Source organism: Bartonella sp. AA23NXGY, assembly GCF_042197165.1.
Lineage (GTDB): Bacteria > Pseudomonadota > Alphaproteobacteria > Rhizobiales > Rhizobiaceae > Bartonella.
In genome coordinates, this window is the sequence record NZ_JBHIRO010000022.1 from 1 (window position 1) to 19620 (window position 19620).

The following is a 19620-nucleotide window of genomic DNA, read 5'->3' on the forward strand; positions in this document are numbered from 1 at the left end:
CGTGCTGGTGGCTTTATAGAGTGGCTTTGCTCCTATATTATTCATGTTTATTGTTGTCGTACCAATATTTATACCACGCGCCTTAAAGCGGATAATGATATCGTTTTTATATTTCGCTATCGGCGACACCGTCGTCAACGTGATTGATGTTGTTTGTTCCTTTCCATTCACAATAAACTTTGAGTCAAGAGAACCACCATTATCGGCAAGATATTCACGTATACGCTGCATCATGACCCGCGCACTATCATTAACAGAACTAGGCGGCTGCCCTTCTGCCCAATTAATGATACTATCGGAATTCGCATTTTGATCAGCTGTGAGTGACCAGTCATAAATATCAGACATGATAAGCCCCCGTTCTTCTTAATAGCTCTTCGCGCAATTGCTCTTCTTTTTGCCGCCCATAGGAACCAACAGATTGCCGCCTAGAAGGATCAATAAGAGGTGTTAAATCTGTCGGTCCCCCAGTTGATTGTGAGAAACCCGCCATGACTGGTTGCTGTAACATTTGTTGCTGTACCATCTGTGCCTGCTGTTTTTGTCGTTCTCCATTCTCTCTCATTAAATGAAGCAAACCGGAAAAGCCCTTTTTAAGAGCACCTGCATCAATACCTTGTGCTTGCAATGGTGTGGTTTCCATAATCTGTCCTGTTAAATTGTCTCTGCTTTCAGGTGCCATCATTCTGTTTGGGAATGGCGTGTCATATGCCATCAATTGGTTGCCCCCTTGATCACCTTGACCCACTTGATTACCTTGAAGTGTCTTTTGAAGCCTCTCAAACCCACGCAAAGGACCCACCTCGTTTGGTGCTGCTTGTCCATTGCTTTGGTTTTTCTGTATCGTTCTCTTCAAAGCATCTCCCGTTTTATTGTAAAGCCCATAAATATGATTCATAAAATCCCCTGCTGTAGCTTCCATATTGCCACCATTGAGTGTGACTGCCTGTCGACCTAAAAGCTGGCTTGCTGGAATATGTGGATTTTTGATAAGCTTTACTGCCCCTGCTGGTCCTTGTTGGTGTGCGAGGTAAAGCTCTGCCTCTGATGGCTCTCTGCCTAATGCTGTGACTAAATAACGCGTATTATCCTTCGTTAACCGTGCCATAGCATCGGTTGCTTGAAAGGGATCAAACTTGTCATTCAGTTGATAGTGTTTTGCTGTTGAATCGAGAAATTGATACAGCCCCCCTGCACTGCTGTTCTTATTTTTTGCATTTGGATTACCATTACTTTCTATCATAGCAACACGTTCAAGAAAGCTTTCTGGTAAACCATATTTTTGTGCTGCCTGTGAGATAGCACGCTTCACTTTAGGAAGAAAATTGATCATTAGTTTATAACCGTTCTATCAACGCTGCTATTCAAAATAATGCCAACAAAATTAATGAATTTTGTGTGATCTTCTTTGGTTATTAAGCGTTTCTTTTCTGCTTCATGAAACTTCTTAATTAATTCAACAGCTTTTTCCCTTGCTAATCCAAAATCTCCTTTTTCCCGCGCTGTTATAAGCGCTGCAATATCTCTCTCAGTATCTTTATGGACGCTTGAGAGTTTGCGTACAAATTCTCTTGCGAAATTTTTTACAACTGCCTTGATGAAAGCAATCTTTCCTATACCCATAGTCTGTTGTGCCCCCCTCTCTTCCACTTCACCTATATGGTTTGGCAATCGTGCAAAAAGCTTTGTTCTTTCCACTTCTGGTTGCAACACTTTCATAAGTTGCTTGGCTTTATCCTCACCAAAAATACGCTGTAATTTTTCTTGACCATTTTTTGTGTCAAACAAACTCAAAAGATTGTGGTCAAAATTCTGTGCATTGCCTGCCGCAGTTTCTATTTGTGACCGTACACCTTTTTGAAAAGCCTCTTTTTCCATCAACCCCAAATCTGAAAGTTGTCTGTTGATTGTATCAAGATCAACACTCTTATTCAGTGCTTTTTTTCCTTGCTCCAAAGCATTACCGATAGTACGCTCGTCATAATAAATTTTCCGTGCCTTAATATATTCTGGAGATGATGTATCCAAAACGTCCAGAATGCGTTGTTTGAAATCAGTCAAATCTCGAGCATATCCCCATTTTCCTTTGATACGTGCAGACTTAATTTGATCATCCAAAACCTCTTTCATCTTATGTAAAATTCGCATATTCAGCTTTGGATATCCATTGCTCCCTATAACTGTTGCATCCGCTTCATTTGGCATTCGCGCAATTGCTTTTTTATAGGCTTTTTGGAAGGCAGGAATTTCTTGCAACCGCGATAAATCTTTACTGACAGCATTAGAAATAGGAGAAGCTTTCGCCCTCTCATAAAATGGTTCAGCCTTGTTCTGTGCTTGTTTGATAATCTCTTGCTTTAAATTAAGCGTATCTACTTTTGGACCCATCACATCTGTCAACGCATCCTTTACCCGCAGTGCACTCGCATCTTGCCTTTCATTCAAACGATTACTTATGAGCGAATATGTATCATGGTCTTTTTTTGCTGCCTTAAAAGCTCTTTTAGCAAGCCCATCATGAAGATCAATAATCATTGAATCAGGACCTCGCTGTTTTAATGCCCTTTCAAGCTTATCAACACCTTCATCCCCTAAAGTTTGGCTTACATCCCTAAGCGCTCTATCGCTTACCTGAAATGCTTCTTTTTCTGGCATTAGCGCTGCTTTTGCTGCCATTTCAGCTGGGCTTATAGGTCCTCTCAATGCTGCTTTAAGTGATTTTGTCACAAAAGGTGTCACTTTTGATACGCCACTGGCAACAAATGGTGTTGCAACGCCTAGCCCTGCACCAAACCCAGCAGACATTAGAGTATCTGCAAGCCCTTCCCCTTCACCACTGCCTGCTATTCCACCATAAATGGCTCCAGTTTTTGCTGCACGCCCCAAGCTAAATTTTGCCGCCTCTTTACTTGCTACTGCTTTCATTGCTGCTTCACCTGCAGCTTTTGCCGCTGCCCGTTCCGCACCCTCTGCTAAAGCAGATTGCACCGCCCTTTCTCCTGCTGCTAAAGCTTTACTGGTTATTTGTGCTCCTGCAACACCAGCTCTACCTCCCAGCACAACATCAGCCCCAATTGCCGCACGAGCAGCCGCAGTAGCACCTGCCGCGGGTGGAAAGAGAGCAGAAGCAATTACGGGTGCCGCAGCACCCGCTAAATTCCCCGCAAGAGATAGATAAAACTGATCTCGGTTCGCCGCTCTTTGATAGTCACGCCATCGCTTTGTTACTTCATTATATTTTTTGACTGCCTCTTTATCTCCCGTCCAATAAGCAATAGGACCCGCTTCTGATATTCCGGCTATTTCATCATCATAGCCCATAGTTAACCCGTGAAGAGCTCCCCATCCAAAAGCACCCGCAACACTTGGATGTGGACCATCTTCCTCTGTTGCACCATTATTTCCTGTAACAGAACCACTTAGCCTTTCCTTATTCTTCGCGAAAAGCTCTTGAAGCTGTTCTGGTGTATAGTCACTTATATGCCCAATGACTCTTGTGTTTTTACGATTAATAAGAGAGGGGATTACTTCAGCCATTGGTTTGTTTCTCCTTAATGCGTCCATCTCTATCAACGAACAACATGCCTTCCGGCAATGCTTCTATCTGTTTTTCTAGTGGATCATTTGACTGTGCATGATTTCCCTTATAAGCATCTTGCCCATAGGCGGCTCGAACGAGCTCGTTTGTTGCTTCTGCACCACCAAAAAGAATTGCGCGCGTTGCTGCATTGGATTTATTGAAAGTGTCAATAACTGTTTTTAAAGATTTCTTCATTTGCTCTGCAGAAAGATCTTGATACAACGCCGCTACAGAGTTTTGCAATGCTTGCAATTCCATATTAGACAAATTCCCAAAGCCAGATGCGCCATTTGGTGAAAATGCTTTTGCTTTTCTCAAGGCATCAAGCCCGATACTTGCCTTCAATGAATCGAGCATATGCCCAAAATCTTTTGCCTTAGAATTAGGAAGGAACGACATTATAGAACCCGTGAAACCAACAACATGCGGGTGTTCCTCAACAATTTTTAGCAATTCTTTAGATGACGAGAGTATACGATTTGACCGGTCTGCTGTATCCAGAATTTGCATTTTCACTTGCTGTTCTTTACGCTCCTCCTCTTTCTGTTCTTGAATTAATTTATGTTCTGCACCACTGCCTGCAATTGGCATCGCACGTATACCATGAGGGGCATTTTCATCCTTAATAAGCATATAACCTGCTTCAGGCTTTGACAGCATGCCATCAGTATTTCCCCCTAATCCAGAAGCAGTGGAACGTTGTCCCCCTTGGACTGGGATAATTTTCCCTGTGCTTGTTGAGACTTGGAAAGTCATATCCTCAGGCAATCCTTGCTCTGCCTTTTCTTCTGATGTCAATGTTCTATAGCCTTCTTGAGGGCTTAACGTGTTGCCTATAACTTTCATGGCAAGATCTGGATATTGCATGATTGCTTGTGCGTCTTTATCATCGTATCCTTTAGAGCGTAAAAACTCAAAAATTGGTCTATTTTGAGCACGTACATTATTGCCCTGCCGCATAACAAGCGCCGCATTTGAAAAGCTTTCTTGCGGTGTTTTTCCTGATGCTAACCCCGCAAAAAAATCCATGAGATGCTCGGAAAATTCTGATTTTCTAAAACGCTTCCATAAGCTACTTGGATTTGCTCCTGTCTGAACAAAGTTATCAAGTGACTTGATATAATCTGTTTTTTGTTCAAGATCACCACTTGCTTTTAAATGCTCCTCTTCTGGTAAGTGTGCATTCAAATGTTTTTCTTCTCCTATAGGTGCATCAAAAAGCTTTTCCTCATCATTTCCAGAATCGTTTTTCAAAGAGTTTTCCGCTATAGATTTCTCATTAAGTTGAGCAATATAATCCATCACATCTTTTTGCTGTCGACCAGCTTCATCCCCATTAGACTGATCAATGTTCGCAACGAGTGGAGATTGAGGAATCATTGATGCAACACCTCCCTGATCTGAGAAGTCATACTTTTGTTGCTCTGGCGCCTCTTGTACCTTAACAGTATCCTTTGAAACATCCGGCAATGGAGGCATTTGGCGCTTTAAATCATCTGTAGACATAATCAATTCTGCTGGCGTTTTTTTCCCAGCTTGTTCTGTCCCTGTTTGAGAACCACGAATAAGCTCTGTAGGACTCAATTTTTGTGGAGTATTATCCCCATTGCTCACATCAAAAGAGTTTGTGCTAAAAGCAGCAAGTTCCAACGCTTTACGCTTTCTATAAGCTTTTTCACGCTCTAATGCATTTAATTCTTCTCGCCAAAACATCACTGCACCCTTTCCATCTCAAAGCCAAGCTTGCTATAATCCACATGCAAAAAACCTGTCGCCTTATGCAAGAAAACAGCTTCTGGCTTTGACTTCAAAACATCCTGTGCCATCACCCCGCGATAGCGCTCTGGGTGCCCCTTGTAGTTGTATTCATAGAGTTTATAGCCATTTCTCTGCCCAGCTTCTCTGATGTTTTCTTTTGCTCTGATATCACTAAGCCCAGCAAAAGTACCAAGGATAGTTCCAACATTTCCAACAATCTCCCACGGATTAGGTTTTGGCTGTGGAGTCAATGTCGTCATTTGTCCTGTTCGCGTTCCATAATTTCCAGCAACAGCCCCACCAGCTGCAAGCAACTTACTTAACTGGTCCCAATCAAGATTGTTCTGCTGCTCCCATTTTTGCCGCTCTTCATCTAATTGCCGTTGATGATTGGCATCAAGTACACTCCCTCCCGTCAACGCATTAAGATTTGCCTGACCTTGACCTTGAAAGAAGTTATTGGCGCCCGCCAACTGATTTTGGTTTGCTTGGTCAATGAGACCATTGGCATTCATCATGTTGTTGACATCTTGGTTATATTGCTGTGATAAAGCTTGTGTTGCTATGCCCCCCAATTCATCAGCCAAAACCCCAGTATGCGCCCCAGAACCATAACGCCCAGCACCTGCCAATGAACTATTAATAGAGCTTGTTGCCTTATTTAATGTGTTTTGAAGCGCTTCATCAAAGTAAGGGTTATTGCCTATTTGTTGCCCTGAAGCCATGTTCTTTAAGTTTTGGCTTGTTGAATTTTGCCCTGTGGCTAATCCATTTAAAGTGTTGTTATCATAGTTATGCGTATTATTGCTAAGCCCATTAATCGCATTCTTTGTTTGATCACTTAAACCCGCAACACGCTGCCCGTCATAAACGGCTTTTCCGCTGCCTTGGTTATAAAAAGTCATGGCATCTTGAGCTGCGTGTTCAAAAATACCTTTTGCCCATGCAGGGGGTGCATTTGTTTGCGTGGTATTTTGCGTTGTCTGAATTGGTTTTGAACTTTTTCCCATGTTAAAGCTGCTTTCTATATTCTAAAAGATTAACGAAATATCCATGCGATTTAAGAGATTTTTCCCACCCTCGCCTGCCTATGATGACAAGCTCTTTTGCCCCTTTTTCCTTGTAATAAGCTTCAATCTGAGTGATAAGCTTTGTTAAGGGTGCTCCTCCCTTTCCACCAAGCGTGACAACAACCGCCCTTAATGCTCCAGTGACGAGTTCTTGTAACTGTGTTGTGACATGCGCCATAAAGTTTTCATGCGCATCAACGATAATCCAAAGAACTTTTTCTCCCTTCAAGATATCATTTAAAATGGTCTCTGTATTATAATCATCAGGGAATTTTTGATTAAAATAAGCTATCGATTTTATGACATTGTCAAAATAGGGCGCCATTTGTTCAGCACTCCATTTTTCTGTATTATAGATCTTAAAATTCATCTTATGCCCGCGGGTTTGAGCGTTACATCAAAGCCTGTTATATGTGTCCATGGCGTGCCTTCTGGTATTCTCAGACGCAAAGCGTGATAACGCGCCCGTGAGCGGATATTATACATCCCAATATTATAGCCGGCATAACGCTCTTTCGCCCAATTTAATTGATTTCTATTATCAATGATAAAAGCCGCTCCAACACTTAAAAAACCATTTGTGGTATCCGCTTGAACAAAAGCCTCACTCATCAGGTTGATTTGCCTGCCCGTATCCCCCACAATTTGTGAAGCAATAACTGCTTCCATCGGAGGACCTGCAAAAAAACCAAATGTGTTGTCTGGCGTAAAGGCTCCCAAAACAGGTGCACCATTTTGCCACATTTTACTATCAAGAGAAGCTGGTAAATCTTTCAAGCTCTCTTGTACTTCGTCTAAGCCTTCTAATGTATAACCAGCAGCAAAGAGGGGAAATAAGAGAAGGTTCTGCCCCTTAATGACACTCCATATTTGCAAGAGCCAATCATAAACATAAATATGCATACCTTCAGTGTTATCATTGATAGAAAAATAAACACGAGAATAGACCGGATCAATACATGCCCTCATCTCATCAATGGCAAAATTATTGTAAAGTGTGAAGATGGTTTTATCGACTTTACCAAAGCCTATAGGGAGCATTTCACCAGCACTGTTGATTTGATAAAAACCATCATCAGAGACAAAGAAAGTACAGTCTCCACGGCTTGCAATTGCTGTGCTGCTTTTCGCCCCTATTTTGTCTTTTATTTTTGCAAAACTGAATATAATTTTAGAGCCTGGTACAAAGGTTGCATGATAAATGGCGGAGCGCATGAAAATAAGTGGATTTGTTGATTCCGTAGACCCTTGAACATATTCTCCATCGGGAAAATCTTGATAATCGCAACTTTTCTCCCCAACCGTCCAATGTGTCGCATCATTCAAACCGGACCACTGAACACGGTTTGGCTTATCTGTTAATTGCATCAGGCAAACAAAATCACCCCACACACGCACAAGTCCAGCACGCGGGGGATTACCACTCAAATCACAAAACCTTTCATCCGTTTTTAACGAAAGCATTTGTGGTGGATCATTGCTATTAACAGCAATGATATGATCACCAAAGGAGGCAAAAGACCAAGGTGCAGTCTCATTGGCGTGATATTGTGTGTAAGGTTTGCTAATGTCTTTCCAGCCGCGCGTGCTGTTGTCATATTCATAAAGTTTTGTTGGTGCCCCCACAATGATGCGAACACCACCCAATGAGCGCACCGCATAGACCCCCAAAATCACATCCGGAAAAGGATCTGAGACCGGCGCCACAATAGGAAACGGAATATACGAATTTGGTGCAGGTAAAACGTTCACGATCTCACTAGAATAACCACTATTAATAAATGCAACATCTGGTCTATACTCAGCAATAGGAATAAAGGTCATCAGAAATCCGTGTGTTGAATTTTTAACAAATTCTTGCGCCGTGATGTTTCAATTTGAAGCGCATCGAGTTGCTCTTGAAACATGGCAAAAGCTGCCGCTGCCATCTGTGGTTCTTTAATAATATTGGTATAAATTTCATATTTTGCACGCGTTTTGATCAGTTCATAGGCTTCTAAAAACCATATGGACGCTTCTTGTGCACTCTCAATATCTTTTATTCTTACAGGGTCAAGAATAAGCCTGATAGAATAAACGCGCTCTGGTGTTGGATACAAGACAAGCTTTTGTTCAAAATAAGCATAGCGTGTAGGCATGCCATGGCTACAATCATCCTCAAGATTCTCAATAACAAGAGGATCTACCTGCAAAAGCTTTGCTTTGCTGTGATTATCTTCATAAACGTAAGCATCAACAATGCGAACAGCAGCCGGAATAACTGGATTTTCCTCTGCGCCATAACGGCTTTTGCCCTTTAGAGTGGTAAAAACAACTTCGCGGCTTTCATTGAAATAAAAAGGCAATCGTTCACAAAAGCGAATAGCCGAAAATATCGCCCTTTGCACTTGATCAACATACTCATCTGTTTGATCATCTATTTCATCCTGAATATCGTTTAACATCTGGATAAAATTTTTATCCCAAGGAGCAATGGTCTGTTTGTCTCCAATCGGACCACCTGTCTGTACTATTATTGTCATATCAGCCTCTTCCAAATGTATTGGGGCATCTTGTATAGGAGGGGGACGCAAGCAATAAACGCCCCCTTGCCTTTAACGATTAGTGTAAAACTCAACAATCACCTCAGCATCACCTTTGGTGCTTTTCTTGTCTCGTGTCATGTAAATCGTACTTTCAGCTTCTAATGGAACATCTCGTTCCTCCATAGGGAGGTACAGATTGCCATCGGTAGATTGCCGAAGCCCTACATCTCCATAATCATTACCATGAGGCTCTTTTCCAAATGTAGCTGTTACATCTTCAAAATCCTCCATGGTATAAGCTGTAATACTTTTTATAAAAGCCCCTCGGGGTAGAACGCCAATTTTTGTTATCAACCCTTGATCTGTACATTTAACACGCGCCCGTAAAAAACTAACCTGCTGCGTAGAGTTGTTACGTCCCTGCAAAACAGGTGGCAATCCCTCATCTGTCATCTCAACAGTTTCAACAGTCTCAACGGTCTCAACAGGTTCCTGTGTAATTAGCGATTTTTCTGCCATAATTGTCATCCTTTAATAATTAGCTTGCTTCGGCAAAAGAAGGGATGACAATGGTACCAAAATCCTGTCCCCCTTGATCAGAATGAGGCAAGGTGTAGCGTGATTTTTTCATGCCGATAATGGTTTTAGCTGCAACCCCAAATTCACGTTGATAATCAAACAGTTCTTCAACAAGTTTATAGCGTGTTCCCCCTTTCCCATCGCCTCCTGTTGCTCCATTGCCAACGCGCCCATAAGCCATGATGATACTTTGCGCACCAAGCAACACAGCACGACGAACAGAGGGAACAGGCTCTTGTGTCTTTGAATTGATACCATTGGGGACATGTTCAGCTTCACGTAAGATAACTCCATTATACATCCCCAGAGAGCCATCAAAAATTGGGTTCTTAGCTCCAGAGCCATCATAAGCTGCCTTGGTAATGTCTAACCATTGCCCGCTCTTTGTATTGGTACGCAATTGAGTTACCTGTGTTGGGTGGAGATACATCACATATGCCGATTTTCCATCAACACGAACCGGACGCAAACGTGGATTAGCAAGTTTTGCGCGTTCAACAGCCCGATCTATAAGATCTAATGTAAAAACATCGTCTTTTGTAAGTTCTTCATCAGTCTTTTTCTTATTGGCACGAATAATACGCAATTTGCTTGGCTCTAATGGAGCATTAAAACCATAGTGTACGGGTTTAAGGGTTATGGTGCGTCCCTCGAAGTGAATCCATGGTGCTGTATAACCTGCTGCCTGAATGAAGAACATCAAACTTAAGCGATCTGCATACCAATCAACAAGCCCATCTTTTGCTTCTGTTCGTAAATTAAATAAAACACGTTGTTGATCAATGGTGCCTTCATATTTTACGCGTACAGCATGAGAAAGCTCGTTAATACGCACCGTTTCATTCATAAATTGGAGGGCTTCTTCATTGCCTTCCAGCGTTTGTCCCTCGCTAACGCCATCCCCCATAAGTTGGACTCTTAATCCGCTCGTCACAGAGTCACCAGCGGATTTTCCTAGCATATCCAATACTTGAATAATGCTGTTTTTTCCTTTTCCCATCAGCGGTGCAATGGGCAACGCTTTTGAAGTTTCTGTGTTTAGCATCTTAGCCCAAACGCCAACGGCTAATGGGTCATTAAGATTTACCTGTGTTACTGCCATTTCAATCAATGCCTTTCTTGGTTTTAAAACTCGCCTTGCGGCACCCCCAAACGATAACAATCACTTGGTTCTCTCTGTTGCGTCACCACGCACATCTCACGCTCTGCTCATAATTTGTTCAAATTTTTCGGGATTTTTCTCAACCCATACAGCAAATTCGGCTTCTGGCATGGAAAAGAGCGTTCTCACATCCATACCGCCTGTTGGAACTTGTCCGCCGCGCGCTGTAAGCGTCCGCGCTGCTTGAGAACGCTCTTGAAGAGCTCCTACTTCGTCCTTAACGGGCGCGCCACTATAGCCAAAAGCTTTTGCTTTTTGCACCAGCACCTCAATTGGATTTATACCGGCTTTCTGACACTGCTGGCATATTTGGCGCAATTCAGCACCAATTTGTTGTTGCCGTGCCTCTGGGTCTTTCCATTGTGGATAAAGGCTTGCTTGCGCTTGTAAGACACTGTCTGCTCTTTCATAGAGATAGTCCGTGATACTGTCTAAATCTGGATATTTATCTTGTACTTGCGCTTTGGCTTCCTCGAAATAATCCCCCAACTTTTGGCGTTCATATTCCTCTTGACTCATGCGCTCTTGGCTCTCTCTCATATGAGAAAACTCATCAAGCAATTTCTGTTGTTCCTGTACCTTATGACTAAGCCATGCAACATGTGCTTGTGGGTCGTCTTCTAGGGAGGGAACATTTTCCTCACGGCGGCGCGTGATTTCTTCCTGCATTGCGGCATATTTTTGCGCAAGTTCAATAGCCAATTCACGCGCTTCAATGGCGCTTTGTTCTGCCTTTTGGCGTGCTTGCCGCTCTTGCTCTAGTTTATCAGATTCTATTACATCAGAATTTGGCTGCTCTTGAAGTGGTTCTACAGCTGGTTGTTCAGAACTTTCCTCTGCATCAACAACTTCCTCAACTTGTTCTGGCTCGACCAACTCAACAACATTATCACTGGCAAAATGTTCATCATAGATTGCTTGTTCTTCAGGCGTAAACTCTTCTTCCATATTCTGTCCCTTCAATGTGTTATTATATTTTTTGTCAAAACTCGATAGTGTTCCAACTGTGCCTGTAAAGCTTTGCGTTCTAAGTCACGCTGCGCTATCTCATTTTTTGCCTGTTGAAGTTCGAGCTGCATACGCGCTTGTTCTTGTTTCAAGAAAAGTTCGATATTTTTCTGCTGCAATGCCGTTTGTTTCTGCTGCGCATCAAGTTGATAGAGTGTGCTCTTTGCTTGCGCTTCTTGCTGTAAAACAGCAATCTTTGCTTGTTGCTCTGGAGTTAATTGTGCTCCTTGGCTTTGTTGCATCATCTGCTGTTGCTGCTGTTCTTGTTGTGCCTGCTGTGCTTTTGCCGTTAAATTTGCTACCAATGTTGCCGGTAGTGGGGAAAGCTTTAAAAGATCTGGAATCATCTCCGGTGTTAAGAAACCACCAAGCAGCGGCAACATCTGCGTAATTGCTGCAAAAGTTTTCTCTTTTTCATTGGGGCTTGTCGGTGAATCATCAACAATAATGTCATACTCAAGCGTCGTAACAGCTTCACGCGTCAACGGCACATATTGGGCATTCTCTTGTCCAGAAATACGTACCAGACGCCCATCAGAGAGATAATTCTGGATAAGATAAAGGATAATCTTTCCCTGCCTACACCGATAAAGCTTGAGATTATCAAACAGCCCCGCAAGCAAATTAAGCGTTGATTGCCGGCGTGTATTTTCCAACACATTGGCTTGGTTGACCTCCCGTGTTCCGATAAACTCAGCCGATAACCCTGTTACATGCGTTATCGCTTCACGCGATTCATTAAACAGCTGGAAAAATCCATTGGGAAATTGTGCACTTGGCTTTGGTTGAATTTTCCCTCCTGTAAGCGCGCCATTTTTAACCCAAGTAATCGTATCCGTTCGCGCCCAGCTTTCCATGGCTTGGCGATCATCATCGAAAGCGTCTCGTTCTGCCATCAAGCCGCCCTTAGACTGGCTATTAAGGATATACATCACTTGGCTAAAATATTTATTCGACCATTTTTGTGGATCTTTTGCGGGGCGAACAATCCCGTAAAACTGGTTTTTAAGCTTATCCAGCGTGCCCGTGATACACTCCCACCCAAGTTGCCCATCAGGTGCTAATGGCTTATCGGGCTTTGCTAAAAGACGTCGTCCTAGAAAAGCGCGTCTCACCACTTTTTTATTAAAACACACCCCTTGTAATTGTGGCATTACCCTTTGAAGCTGTTCAAACTCCTGTTTGCTATAGTTGCGCATCTGTCCGGTTTGAAGATCAGGCGCCTTGTAAGTGGTCTCATATTCAAACCAACGGCATTCAACCAGCGTAACATAGCATTTCCCAGAATACGGATCTGAGAGAGAAGTCGCATTGGAGTCATCTTGATACGCATCAAGCGACACATGAGAATCCTCAGAATCGGTTGTACTATCGATAGCCCAATCGGCGTTAAGATCTTCAACAGCAACATCAGGAAAAAGACTTTTAGCATCCTCAACGGATTTGCGATCAACATACCACATACGCTGTGCGTCAATGAGATTTGGTCTTACAGCATTGGCATCCCAAACCATTTTTAAGGGATCTAAACGTTGAACAGCAGGTATCCCTTCGGGATCTGTATCATAATCAAGCCGCGTATCTGTCCAGCCCATACCGCAAATAACCATATCCTGAAAAGCATCGGAATCGGCATATTCCGCCTCTGCCTCATCACGAAACCATTCTGCTGCTCCAGTAAGCAATTCATTGGGTATTGCCGCTCCCATTTGCCGTGGTTGAAACTGTACTTCGCGCTTATTATTACGCTCCGCCCCAACAATAGCATTCACAAGGGGTGCAATGCGGTTAAAAGTCATGACAGGACGGCGTTGCTCTTTTAAAACCGCAAGATCTTCCTCTGCCCATTGACGACCATTATAAAAATCAAAATCTTCACGCGCCTGTTCACGCCATTCATTAACATGTTCAATATCTTCTGCGTACCAAGACTTTAAACGCTTATAGAGTTCATATTCATCGAGGATTGTCGTTTTTTGAAAGTCTTGATCTAGAATGCCATCCATGATGCCGCTTCTCTTTCCATAGTGCAATAACGCTCTTGCTTGGGTTTGACACTGGGTGCTTCATAGACAATGCACATTAAACCAAAGGCATCCGCCCCATGGCTCGACCAATCATGCTCTGCTCCCAAACCAATGCCGCGCTTCTCATCCCATTTCTCATGATACCAATTCAGTGCTTTGCGCCCTGCTACCGTCATCTCTTCATTAAACCAAACAGACGGCAAAATACGCCGCACCGCCTCTATACGCATCTTAACCGCCCCTGCCCCTTGATTAGGGATCACTTGCGTTTCAAAACCCGCATCATTTAAAGCACTCTCAAAACTCACATTGTGCACACGGTCTCTGGTCGCACCATCATGGGGCAAAACCATCAATGCCTTCTCATAACCATTTTGACGCAACCAACCGATATGTTCCGATAAAGGCTGCCCCTGTGCTTCGTAATAATTAAGCACTCTGATTTCTCGTCCCACAAACTGTGCTATCCATATCGCTGTTGCATCTGCCTTGGCGCCCGTACCCCCAATGTCCCAAAAAGCCCGTATCTGCATTAAAGGGTCACGCGCAACACGCCCTATCCGCCCCTCTTGCTCGGCTGCCAACATTTCCTTTTGATAATAAGCACCTTGAACCGCTTTCAGATAATCCCCTTCCCAGATATGCTTATAGGTCTCTGGACGGTTTCTCAGATCATCCAATCGTGCTTCATTCAAGATCTTGGGAAACTTCGGATTGTCTGACCAGTTGATCTCAACACGCTTAATTGCCTCATTGTCTGAAAAGCGAAACCGCTTCTCAACGGGTGCATTCTCTCGCAACGGGTTCCATGTGACCCATAACTCTGCTCGCCACCCCTCTCCCTCTTCTCGCAAAGTCGGTATAAGCGTCTGCCAAGCCGTCTCTGTAACCGGCTCTGCTTCATCAACCCAACAAAGCAAAATACGCCCCATGGATTTGATACTGGCAATATTACGGTCTAGTCCAGAAAACTGAAAGGCTATACGACCATCTATCGATTTAATCGACGACTCCCCAACCTTGTAATAGTCCTTTAAAAAGTCGTGCGCTTCAATGGCGCGCTTAATCTCCTCCAATGAACTCTCTACTAGCGAATTCTGAAACTGACGTGCACAAAGTATAGTGCCTGATATCCCTCCCATACCAAATTGATAGCCTTTTAAAGCAGCCATCAAGGCAAATGATCTTGTCTTTCCAGACCCTCTTCCTCCCCAAGCAGCACGCACCAAAGCCTTACCTGTAAAAATCGGTATAAGCTTTGGAACAATATTAATCTGTCGTGTCGTCATTGACCAAAGGCGCGATTTCTACACGCGTTATCATCTTAATGGCGCCCCCATCTTCCCCTGTCACTTGAAGAGGCAAAATCTTTCCCAACAATGCCAAATAAGCAGCGGGGCATTTGATTGCCTGTTTTTCTAGATAAGAGATCAAACCATCATCACCATATTTCTTACCAGCGCGCTCAGCTGCCTTAAGCACTGCTTCTTTCAAAATACGTGTCGTTTTATTTGGCACACCTTTTACTCGCCCTTGACCTGCCTTTGGGGGCGTTTTTTTTGCAAGTTTTTCAGTGGTTTTCATGTGTGTTTCTTTTTGTAAACAAGACAATAAAAAAACCCCGCAAAAGCAGGGCTCTGAACAATCATATAAACTTATAAGAAAGGTTATACCTTTACCGTAATTCTAGACACAATTCGACTAGTACAGCAACGCCATAAAACACTATTTTTCATATCCTGTCAACAAAAAAATCACGATATTGTATATTTTTTATTTTTTTACCTAAATCTAGTGTCTTTAACAACCAACCACTCACAATTGTATCATCTAAACGAATCAATTATATGACTAGAAACTAATAAAAAGCGGGGGAGAACAATGCGTGATATTGTCATAGTAATAGTGGGTATACTCATCCTATGGGCTATAGTCTCTGACATGCGGGAAGAAGCAGAGAATGGTCGGAATACAGAATTTCAAGGTACTCTTTTATTAGCCATAGTACTTGGGGTGCTTTGGTATCTTGAATTTTCAAGAAACTCTTTATTAGTAGTAGCAATTTTGTTGTTTGCTTGGAGAAATTACCTAGGAATAATAGCAAATTTTGAACATGATCGCTTAGTCGAATACTCTCAGATGGCGTTTGATTATGAGAATGAAAAAATTAATAAAGCGATTATACAACGAAACGAAGCAGTTAAGGAAAACAGTAGGATGGTCGATAGACACTACAAAGCGATTAAGGAACAAGAGAAAATAATTGAGGAATTATACGAAAAGCTTTGGCAACAACAGAAACAGATAATGATAATGGAAAAACAGAATGAATCTGGTTGAGAAAAAAATCAATTAAAAATTCAATACTATGATTAATGATTAATAAAAAGGGGGAGAAAATGTGGTTTATTATAGGAATTGTAATCCTTATCTTAATAATCCCAATATTAATTGATATTATTATATTAGTAATTTACGGCATTGGATTATTTCTAGGGGGCATACTTGAAACTCTAAAAGAGTTCCTAAATTTAGTAGGAAAAATACTATTAACAATAATACTGCCAACGTTAGAAACTATCGATTATGCTTTTACAAAGGATAAAAGCAAATGGAACGAAATAATTGAAAAACGAGAAAGATTTAGAGAACATAAAGCGATTAAGAAAAAAAACGGAGAAAAAACGATAAATTATTACTTTCGTTTTGCTAAACGCAGCTTATTTTTATTCTTACGCCTTATGGCACTCTCCTATTTCACAGCAGTGGTTACCTTTATAATTATGTTTTCTACAGGGTACATCATTGCTACGTTTTTCCCCCGCTCTTTTGCCCCTTATTTGTTAGGGACAATTATTTTAATGCTTACTCTTCCCCTTACAGTCTGTATGGCACCAATCCAATATAGAATACAAGCGCTACCTGTTTCATTTTTACTACAAACAATGCTTCTCTGGATTCAGTTTCGCGAAAACCTCTCTATGGGTATTGTATTCTATATCGCATTCTTTGAGCTATTCGTATATATATTATTTAGCTTTTCTCACGCAGTATTTATAGCCGAAATATCAGAAGAGCAATCAACTGCCTTTGAAACATTATAACAAACATTTACCATTTAGTTTTTCTGTCAAAATATTTATGAAGCGCGTTAAGAGCGACCCGCAATGAATTCACAAGATGTGGTAATGTTTTGTCTTCGACAACAATATATTGTATTGCTGCATAAAGATTATACTGTCTATAGAGATGTTGTGTTTCTTTTATCACCTCTTGCATATTAGAAAACTGTTCTGTTGCAAATTCAACCCATTTTTCTCTTGCTTTGTCATCAGAAGATGATGGTATTTCGTCATAAACAGCGCTTGGTAAACCTTTTGCACACAAATAGTCATTTTTCACTTCAAGATATTTTTGCGCAGCATCATACTGGTCTTGAGTAAGCACACCTTGCAAACAAAGCCGCCCAACATAAGTACCAGCAAGCGGATTTTTAGCCTCTTCTATGGTCAAGCAGAAGCGTTTAGCACGCATTTCAATTGCCAATTGATTAACAGGATCTTGACGTACTTTCACTTGTGAAATGTAAGCATCTTTCTTTTTCATACATCCCCTAATCTGTGGGAGCCCACATGTTTCTCTTTGCTCTATTTTTCAATCAAAATGGTATGCTGTCATTAAGAGATGCACTATGATCAGCGGCACCTGAAGCGATAGCATAATTTTGAGAAGTAATAGATGAAGGGGCAGATTGATCTTTCTTTACATCAAGCAAATACAACTCGCCTTTGAATTGTGGTAAAATAATCTCTGTTGTGTAACGGTCATGCCCATTTTTATCTTGCCATTTGCGTGTCTGTAATTTTCCTTCTACGTAAACTTTTGAACCTTTGTTGAGATACTGAAGTGCAATTTTTGCCAAATGTGGATTAAAAATCACAACTGAATGCCATTCAGTTTTCTCTACTTTTTGATGAGTATTTTTATCTGTATAGCTCTCAGAAGTTGCCATACGAAAATTGACTACTTCTGCTCCAGAATTCATTGTTTTGCTTTCGGGATCAGCACCTAAACGCCCGATTAATGTCACTTTATTTAGCATGTTTTTTCTTACCTTAAACTTGTACTTTAATACATAGAAAATCTTAGCATGATTTGCTTATTTTTTCAATTATTTCAAAATGATATTTATGTTTTTTAACATATAAAATTATATTTAATATGCAAAAAAACATAAATAGTTCAGTGTTCATTTAAAACTCTTGAAATACATACATAAATGTATTAACATAAGATATGAAAATAAGATTTGAATGGGATGAAGCTAAAGCGAAAAGTAATCTTAGAAAGCACCGTGTCAGTTTTGAAATTGCTGCTCGTGTTTTTGCAGACCCGTTCGCCATGGTTAAACAAGACCGTATTGAAAACGGAGAATATCGTTGGCAAACTTTGGGTCTTGTGGATGGTTTTTTACTGCTGCTCGTGGCGCATACTGTCCATGATGATAAAGATGGTATAGAAGTAATCCGTATTATTTCAGCGCGGCGTGCTAACTCGAAAGAAAGGAAACGTTATGAAGAAGAAAGTTCTTTATGAAATTGATGTAGGTAACTTATCACCTTTGACAGATAAACAGAGAGTTGAAGTTGATAAGCTGGCTGCAATGCCGGACAGTGCAATTGATCATAGTGATATTCCGTCACTCAATGATGCATTTTGGAAAAACGCCGTTCGCAATCCATTCTATAAACCAACCAAAACTGTCACAACAGTACGTGTGGATTCAGACGTTCTAGCGTGGCTTAAAAGTCAAGGGAAAGGATATCAAACACGGATTAACGCAATTTTACGTGACGCCATGCTTCGTTCAATGCGTTGATCTCTTTCCTGCTACAAAGAGTATCAAACTGCTTTCGATAGTTTTTTATCTCCTTGTTGATCTCATCTATGAACGTTGAGAAGAGACAACGTAATCTGAACAGTTTTATAAAATCGGAAATTTTACTATAGCTTTTTAACTGAGCACTGTAGTGTGTAAATAGATATATTTATTAAACTGCGTGTACGTAACATAAGGAAAAATACACAAACTAAAAAAGAATACCAAAGAGCAATATCTGAGTACCAAAGTACAGTATCCAATGGAAAAGAAAGCTTGTACTCCACGTACTTAGAAATGAAAGGTAAAGAAACAGTTTCTTTATAACTATTTGGAAAAATTAAAACGACAAGCGCTAAACTTATTAGCTTTAAAAGTCTGTGCATATACTGTTGTAAATCACGTGTTAATGTCTTCCAACCTGTTGTATTGCCGCGTTTGTATTTTGGATTGTTCTGCAACTCAAAAGGAATATGAGAATTGCATAAAATTGCAAAAACCACTGTGACTATTACCAAAGAAACAGATGCGAATGTCAAAATACTTTGAATAAAGTAGGGATTTTTTTTAATTCCTAAAAAACATAAAGATATAAAAGTTATAATGCCAAACAAGGCTCTTAGCTGCTTATCTGTAAACATATTTATTTCCTACGGTATCTTTTTATCGATTTAAACACATGCCTAATCGTAAAATCATCAGCACTTTTCACTAGTTTGCTGCGGACCAAAGCGTTTCATTATCCCACCAATGCCATTTAAAGTTTCTTCAAGCTCTTGCTTGTGAACAAGCGTTCAAGGCATTGATTTATAATCATAATCTAGCGTTATTCATATTGAATGAGAACCCTGAATAACGTAAGATTCTCTCATCTTAAATCTGTGTATCTTGAATCAATTCATATCACTTGCTTGCACACCACAAGCGGGGCTGACGTGTGGGTAAAAACTATAGCAGAAAGGAGTAAAAATGGTTCTTATGAATCGTCTTAATGCAAGATCTGTCGCAACATTGGGAACTGGCAAATATAAT

General features: G+C 41.3%; 20 protein-coding genes and 1 pseudogene. 4 read left to right on the forward strand and 17 right to left on the reverse strand.

The genetic code is table 11. From position 1 onward, the window contains the following. The 14 genes and pseudogenes from ACFINY_RS08460 to ACFINY_RS08525 form a co-directional block, all read right to left on the reverse strand. A pseudogene (locus ACFINY_RS08460) lies at positions 1–348 on the reverse strand (phage tail protein); the annotation flags it as partial. Then, positions 341–1333: a transglycosylase SLT domain-containing protein gene (locus ACFINY_RS08465; RefSeq protein ID WP_375700994.1), complete on the reverse strand. Its 993-nt coding sequence runs from the start codon at positions 1331–1333 to the stop codon at positions 341–343. The gene ACFINY_RS08465 and the pseudogene ACFINY_RS08460, both read right to left, overlap by 8 nt. Further along, the gene (locus ACFINY_RS08470; RefSeq protein WP_375700995.1) at positions 1333–3537 is read right to left on the reverse strand and encodes a hypothetical protein; all 2205 of its coding nucleotides are present in this window, start codon (positions 3535–3537) and stop codon (positions 1333–1335) included. Before ACFINY_RS08470 ends, ACFINY_RS08465 begins: the two co-directional genes overlap by 1 nt. Further along, positions 3530–5293, reverse strand: coding sequence for a hypothetical protein (locus tag ACFINY_RS08475; protein WP_375700996.1), 1764 nt, complete (start codon positions 5291–5293; stop codon positions 3530–3532). Before ACFINY_RS08475 ends, ACFINY_RS08470 begins: the two co-directional genes overlap by 8 nt. After that, complete coding sequence (locus tag ACFINY_RS08480) at positions 5293–6348, reverse strand: tail fiber domain-containing protein (RefSeq protein ID WP_375700997.1); 1056 nt, start codon at positions 6346–6348, stop codon at positions 5293–5295. The genes ACFINY_RS08475 and ACFINY_RS08480 overlap by 1 nt, the downstream gene beginning before the upstream one ends. Before the next feature lies 1 nt (position 6349). Then, a complete protein-coding gene (locus ACFINY_RS08485) occupies positions 6350–6733 on the reverse strand; it encodes a hypothetical protein (protein WP_375633757.1) in 384 nt (127 codons plus the stop codon). A 41-nt stretch (positions 6734–6774) separates the two neighbouring features. Next, the gene (locus ACFINY_RS08490; protein WP_375700998.1) at positions 6775–8232 is read right to left on the reverse strand and encodes a hypothetical protein; all 1458 of its coding nucleotides are present in this window, start codon (positions 8230–8232) and stop codon (positions 6775–6777) included. Beyond that, positions 8232–8930 (reverse strand): hypothetical protein, encoded by a 699-nt coding sequence (locus ACFINY_RS08495; RefSeq protein ID WP_375612494.1) that lies wholly within the window; start codon positions 8928–8930, stop codon positions 8232–8234. The genes ACFINY_RS08490 and ACFINY_RS08495 overlap by 1 nt, the downstream gene beginning before the upstream one ends. Positions 8931–9002: 72 nt before the next feature. Then, complete coding sequence (locus ACFINY_RS08500) at positions 9003–9452, reverse strand: hypothetical protein (RefSeq protein WP_375700999.1); 450 nt, start codon at positions 9450–9452, stop codon at positions 9003–9005. Positions 9453–9471: 19 nt separating this feature from the next. Continuing rightward, the gene (locus ACFINY_RS08505) at positions 9472–10614 is read right to left on the reverse strand and encodes a N4-gp56 family major capsid protein (RefSeq protein WP_375701000.1); all 1143 of its coding nucleotides are present in this window, start codon (positions 10612–10614) and stop codon (positions 9472–9474) included. A 96-nt stretch (positions 10615–10710) separates the two neighbouring features. After that, complete coding sequence (locus ACFINY_RS08510; RefSeq protein WP_375630243.1) at positions 10711–11622, reverse strand: hypothetical protein; 912 nt, start codon at positions 11620–11622, stop codon at positions 10711–10713. An 11-nt stretch (positions 11623–11633) separates the two neighbouring features. Further along, positions 11634–13688 (reverse strand): portal protein, encoded by a 2055-nt coding sequence (locus ACFINY_RS08515; RefSeq protein ID WP_375701001.1) that lies wholly within the window; start codon positions 13686–13688, stop codon positions 11634–11636. After that, positions 13673–14998, reverse strand: coding sequence for a PBSX family phage terminase large subunit (locus ACFINY_RS08520; protein ID WP_375701002.1), 1326 nt, complete (start codon positions 14996–14998; stop codon positions 13673–13675). The genes ACFINY_RS08515 and ACFINY_RS08520 overlap by 16 nt, the downstream gene beginning before the upstream one ends. Continuing rightward, positions 14979–15293 (reverse strand): hypothetical protein, encoded by a 315-nt coding sequence (locus ACFINY_RS08525; protein WP_375627273.1) that lies wholly within the window; start codon positions 15291–15293, stop codon positions 14979–14981. Before ACFINY_RS08525 ends, ACFINY_RS08520 begins: the two co-directional genes overlap by 20 nt. A 297-nt stretch (positions 15294–15590) precedes the next feature. On the opposite strand from ACFINY_RS08525, the gene ACFINY_RS08530 reads away from it, so the two are divergent. Beyond that, complete coding sequence (locus ACFINY_RS08530; protein WP_375612487.1) at positions 15591–16049, forward strand: hypothetical protein; 459 nt, start codon at positions 15591–15593, stop codon at positions 16047–16049. 59 nt (positions 16050–16108) lie between these two features. Continuing rightward, positions 16109–16813, forward strand: a complete 705-nt coding sequence (locus ACFINY_RS08535) for a hypothetical protein (RefSeq protein WP_273758872.1) — start codon at positions 16109–16111, stop codon at positions 16811–16813. A gap of 7 nt (positions 16814–16820) precedes the next feature. Here the strand turns inward: ACFINY_RS08535 and ACFINY_RS08540 are convergent, their stop codons facing one another. Beyond that, positions 16821–17315: a hypothetical protein gene (locus ACFINY_RS08540; protein WP_375613681.1), complete on the reverse strand. Its 495-nt coding sequence runs from the start codon at positions 17313–17315 to the stop codon at positions 16821–16823. Between the two features lie 52 nt (positions 17316–17367). Further along, a complete protein-coding gene (gene ssb / locus ACFINY_RS08545) occupies positions 17368–17811 on the reverse strand; it encodes a single-stranded DNA-binding protein (protein WP_375612485.1) in 444 nt (147 codons plus the stop codon). Positions 17812–18005: 194 nt separating this feature from the next. On the opposite strand from ssb, the gene ACFINY_RS08550 reads away from it, so the two are divergent. Together ACFINY_RS08550 and ACFINY_RS08555 are read left to right on the forward strand one after the other, a co-directional pair. Next, positions 18006–18305, forward strand: coding sequence for a BrnT family toxin (locus ACFINY_RS08550; RefSeq protein WP_375612484.1), 300 nt, complete (start codon positions 18006–18008; stop codon positions 18303–18305). Then, positions 18283–18588, forward strand: a complete 306-nt coding sequence (locus ACFINY_RS08555) for a BrnA antitoxin family protein (protein WP_273756873.1) — start codon at positions 18283–18285, stop codon at positions 18586–18588. The genes ACFINY_RS08550 and ACFINY_RS08555 overlap by 23 nt, the downstream gene beginning before the upstream one ends. Positions 18589–18713: 125 nt before the next feature. On the opposite strand, the gene ACFINY_RS08560 is transcribed toward ACFINY_RS08555, so the two are convergent. After that, positions 18714–19229, reverse strand: a complete 516-nt coding sequence (locus tag ACFINY_RS08560) for a hypothetical protein (RefSeq protein WP_375612483.1) — start codon at positions 19227–19229, stop codon at positions 18714–18716. Positions 19230–19620 lie beyond the last annotated feature (391 nt).

What these genes read in the sequence shown, in the direction of transcription:
- ACFINY_RS08465 (WP_375700994.1), bottom strand. Translation starts at nt 1,333, where the DNA reads ATGATCAATTTTCTTCCTAAAGTGAAGCGTGCTATCTCACAGGCAGCA.
- ACFINY_RS08470 (WP_375700995.1), bottom strand. Translation starts at nt 3,537, where the DNA reads ATGGCTGAAGTAATCCCCTCTCTTATTAATCGTAAAAACACAAGAGTC.
- ACFINY_RS08475 (WP_375700996.1), bottom strand. Translation starts at nt 5,293, where the DNA reads ATGTTTTGGCGAGAAGAATTAAATGCATTAGAGCGTGAAAAAGCTTAT.
- ACFINY_RS08480 (WP_375700997.1), bottom strand. Translation starts at nt 6,348, where the DNA reads ATGGGAAAAAGTTCAAAACCAATTCAGACAACGCAAAATACCACGCAA.
- ACFINY_RS08485 (WP_375633757.1), bottom strand. Translation starts at nt 6,733, where the DNA reads ATGGCGCCCTATTTTGACAATGTCATAAAATCGATAGCTTATTTTAAT.
- ACFINY_RS08490 (WP_375700998.1), bottom strand. Translation starts at nt 8,232, where the DNA reads ATGACCTTTATTCCTATTGCTGAGTATAGACCAGATGTTGCATTTATT.
- ACFINY_RS08495 (WP_375612494.1), bottom strand. Translation starts at nt 8,930, where the DNA reads ATGACAATAATAGTACAGACAGGTGGTCCGATTGGAGACAAACAGACC.
- ACFINY_RS08500 (WP_375700999.1), bottom strand. Translation starts at nt 9,452, where the DNA reads ATGGCAGAAAAATCGCTAATTACACAGGAACCTGTTGAGACCGTTGAG.
- ACFINY_RS08505 (WP_375701000.1), bottom strand. Translation starts at nt 10,614, where the DNA reads ATGGCAGTAACACAGGTAAATCTTAATGACCCATTAGCCGTTGGCGTT.
- ACFINY_RS08510 (WP_375630243.1), bottom strand. Translation starts at nt 11,622, where the DNA reads ATGGAAGAAGAGTTTACGCCTGAAGAACAAGCAATCTATGATGAACAT.
- ACFINY_RS08515 (WP_375701001.1), bottom strand. Translation starts at nt 13,688, where the DNA reads ATGGATGGCATTCTAGATCAAGACTTTCAAAAAACGACAATCCTCGAT.
- ACFINY_RS08520 (WP_375701002.1), bottom strand. Translation starts at nt 14,998, where the DNA reads ATGACGACACGACAGATTAATATTGTTCCAAAGCTTATACCGATTTTT.
- ACFINY_RS08525 (WP_375627273.1), bottom strand. Translation starts at nt 15,293, where the DNA reads ATGAAAACCACTGAAAAACTTGCAAAAAAAACGCCCCCAAAGGCAGGT.
- ACFINY_RS08530 (WP_375612487.1), top strand. Translation starts at nt 15,591, where the DNA reads ATGCGTGATATTGTCATAGTAATAGTGGGTATACTCATCCTATGGGCT.
- ACFINY_RS08535 (WP_273758872.1), top strand. Translation starts at nt 16,109, where the DNA reads ATGTGGTTTATTATAGGAATTGTAATCCTTATCTTAATAATCCCAATA.
- ACFINY_RS08540 (WP_375613681.1), bottom strand. Translation starts at nt 17,315, where the DNA reads ATGAAAAAGAAAGATGCTTACATTTCACAAGTGAAAGTACGTCAAGAT.
- ssb (WP_375612485.1), bottom strand. Translation starts at nt 17,811, where the DNA reads ATGCTAAATAAAGTGACATTAATCGGGCGTTTAGGTGCTGATCCCGAA.
- ACFINY_RS08550 (WP_375612484.1), top strand. Translation starts at nt 18,006, where the DNA reads ATGAAAATAAGATTTGAATGGGATGAAGCTAAAGCGAAAAGTAATCTT.
- ACFINY_RS08555 (WP_273756873.1), top strand. Translation starts at nt 18,283, where the DNA reads ATGAAGAAGAAAGTTCTTTATGAAATTGATGTAGGTAACTTATCACCT.
- ACFINY_RS08560 (WP_375612483.1), bottom strand. Translation starts at nt 19,229, where the DNA reads ATGTTTACAGATAAGCAGCTAAGAGCCTTGTTTGGCATTATAACTTTT.